The sequence below is a fragment of the Metallibacterium sp. genome (genome assembly GCF_054637675.1).
In genome coordinates this window covers 1-3,061 of sequence record NZ_JBTSRB010000104.1, presented here as the reverse complement: position 1 = coordinate 3,061, position 3,061 = coordinate 1, and the positions used below count along the sequence as shown (strand labels likewise).

Below are 3,061 nucleotides of genomic sequence, written 5' to 3'. Positions count from 1 at the left end.
AGCGTGACTCGGTGTTCGCCAGCACGCGCTACCAGCTCGCCGATGACATCACCTGGTACATGCGCGGCCTGTACGTGCAGCGCCACTCGACCAACCAGGCCGCGCCGGAACCGATCTTTCTTGGTCCGCAGTTCGCCAGCGGCGGGCTTTCCGACACGGTGGGCGTGGACGTGACCAATCCCTACAATCCATTCGGGTTCTCGTTGACCGCCACCGACCCCAACTATGGCATCGGCCGGCGCCCGATCGAGGGCGGGCCGCGTATCTTCAGCCAGATCGTCAACACCTGGGAGTTCGCCACCGGCCTCACCGGCAGCTTCACCTGGAACGACCGCGATTACTACTGGGACGTCAACTACTCGCACGGTAGCAACAGCGCCACGCAAATCGTGCAGGGCACCTACAACATCGCCCACATCCAGCGCGCGCTGGGGCCGCTCAGCCAGTGCACCGGCCCCTGCGTACCGCTGAACCTGTTCGGTGGCCCGGGCACCATCACCCCGGCCATGCTGGCCTACATCGGCTATATCGAGCACGACAGCAGTGCCAACGACATCGAGCTGTACAGCGCCAACCTGAACGGTGCGCTGTTCTCGCTGCCGGCGGGCGAGGTGAAGTTCGCCACCGGTCTGGAATCGCGGCGCTACTCGGGCAGCTACCAACCCGATGCGGTGGTGGTGGCGGGCGAGTCCAACGGCGTGCCTTCGCTGCCCACCTCGGGCGCCTACAACGTCAACGAGTATTACCTCGAGGCCAACGCGCCACTGCTGGCCGACAAGCCCTTCGTCGAGGCGCTGAACATCGATCTGGCCTCGCGCTACTCGAACTACTCGACCTTCGGTGGCACCACCAACAGTCAGGCCGGCCTGCGCTGGCAGGTGGACAAGCAACTGACCTTGCGCGGCACTTGGGGCCAAGGCTTCCGCGCTCCGGCCATCGGCGAGCTGTACGGCTCGCCAGCGCGTTTCGATGCCACTCTGCAGGATCCCTGTTCGGCGCCAATCGCCAACCCCACCACCGCGGCCAACTGCGCCGCGCTGGGCGTGCCGACCGGTTACAGCCAGACCAACCCGCAGATCTCGGTGACCACCGGCGGCAACCACTTGTTGCAGCCGGAGAAGGCGCGCACGCTGACCTGGGGCGGCATCTACAGCCCGGACTGGGCCGTGGACACCGGCTGGGCGCAGCGTCTGGACATCACCGCCGACTACTACCGCATCACCGTGCGCAACGCCATCCAGGCGCTGGATGCGCAAACGCAACTGGATGACTGCGTGGCCAGCGGCAACGCCGGCTCAACCTTCTGCCAAGGTATCGCGCGCAACAGCGGCGGCGTGATCAACGCGTTCAACAACACCTTGCGCAACATCGGCCGCATCGACACCAGCGGCGCCGATCTGACCATCAAATGGGCGCTGCCGGAGTTCTCATTCGGCAAATTCACCAACGCCGTCGGCGCCACCTACATCGACAGTTTCAGCGAGCAGACCTCGCCCGGCGTCTATGGCCCGCGCAAGCCTGGCGTCGAGGTCAACGACGGCGGCATCCCGCGCTGGCGTGCCGTCAACGACCTGACGTGGAGCCGCGGCGTCTGGTCGGCCGACTGGCGCATGCGCTACATGAGCGGACTGACCGAGGGCTGCGCCGGCGCCACCGGCTTTCCGATTTGCAACGGACCCAATGACACGCACTACCTCGGCGCCGTCACCTACCACGACGTGCGCGTGAGCTGGCGCGTGCCGCTGGCGCTGAACCTGGTGCTCAACGCCGGCATCAACAACCTGTTCTCCAAGGATCCGCCGGTGTGCCTGTCGTGTTCACTCAACGGCTACGATGCCAGCAACTATGATCTGCCGGGGCGCTTCACCTATATCCAGGCCAACCTGAAGTTCTGATTCGCCTGCGCAACATGCCAGCGCACATGCAAAGGGTCACCCGCAAGGGTGGCCCTTTTTCATGCGCGGTCGTTCAGCCGCCGTGGCGACGCGCGCCGTTGTGGCGGGCGCGATAGATGTGCCGACTGCGCACATTGTCACCGCGCTGGACGCGCCGCTGCTCGCGCCCGTTGACGAAACCATTGCGCCCCGCGGCAGCGACCGCGTGGCTGCCGCGCGCCTGCTGCGCCGATAGGTGCGAAACCTCGCGATTGGTCAGCCCACCGTGATCCACCGCGGACGCGATGCGGCTCTGCTGGTTGAGATTGCGCTGCACATCGCCCTGCATGCGCCGCGAGGACAGGCTATTGGGGTTGCCGGTCTGCGCATCATGGCGCTGGTTGTAAATGGCGTGGCTCTCGGCGTTTTGCGCGCGCTGGATGCGCGTCGCCTCGGCAGCAGTGACGCCAGCACCACCGGCACCATGCGCATTGGTGGCGCGACTTTGCATGCGGTCGATGCGCGCCGTGCCCTGCTCCAGATGCGCGGCTTCGCGCGTGGTCAACTGGCCGCTCTTGAGACCTTGCTCGATGCGCTGCTGTTGCGCCACGTTGCGATTGGTGAAGTGATCGACGTGCGTGGTTCCAGGCGCTGGCGCGGGTGCTTGCTGCGCCAGCGCCAGCGGCGCCAGCGCGCTGCCGGTCAGCAGCAGGGCCACGCCCAGTCCGAGTCGGGGGCTGCGAGTCATACGATTCTCCTCCGGCGCGCGGAGTGCGACGCCTGTCCCGAGACAACGCGCTTGACGCAACTGCGTTGACCGCGTTGACCGCGCCGGGCGCGGTTCACGGCGCTCCGATTCAGGCGCGCGGTGGCGGCCGCGGCAGGCGAATTTCGGCGGCCAGCGGCAAGTGATCTGAGAATGCCTGCGGCGGCGTCCAGCGACGCAGCACCTCGATGCCGTCGCTGACCAGAATGTGGTCGATGGCGCGGCGCGGGCGCCAGCTCGGATAAGTCGGCAGTGCGTCGCTCGGCGGCTGCAGTTGCGTGTGCGCGAACACGCGCTGCAGTTCGGGACCGGGCCAGGCGCAATTCAGATCGCCCATCAGCACCGTCGCGCCGCGGCCCTGCAGCAGCTCGGCGATAAAGTCGAGCTGGCGCGCGCGCGCCTTCGGCCCCAGCGACAGATG

General features: G+C 66.8%; 3 protein-coding genes. 1 reads left to right on the top strand and 2 read right to left on the bottom strand.

All coding sequences use genetic code 11. The features are described from left to right. Positions 1 to 1,895: TonB-dependent receptor domain-containing protein (locus ACYDAT_RS15930; protein ID WP_461451408.1), on the top strand; the 1,895-nt coding region annotated here is incomplete at its 5' end. Between the two features lie 73 nt (positions 1,896 to 1,968). On the opposite strand, the gene ACYDAT_RS15925 is transcribed toward ACYDAT_RS15930, so the two are convergent. Continuing rightward, the gene (locus ACYDAT_RS15925; RefSeq protein ID WP_461440934.1) at positions 1,969 to 2,622 is read right to left on the bottom strand and encodes a hypothetical protein; all 654 of its coding nucleotides are present in this window, start codon (positions 2,620 to 2,622) and stop codon (positions 1,969 to 1,971) included. Positions 2,623 to 2,731: 109 nt separating this feature from the next. After that, the coding region (locus ACYDAT_RS15920) for an endonuclease/exonuclease/phosphatase family protein (RefSeq protein WP_461451406.1) at positions 2,732 to 3,061 on the bottom strand (330 nt) is incomplete at its 5' end.

What these genes read in the sequence shown, in the direction of transcription:
- ACYDAT_RS15925 (WP_461440934.1), bottom strand. Translation starts at nt 2,622, where the DNA reads ATGACTCGCAGCCCCCGACTCGGACTGGGCGTGGCCCTGCTGCTGACC.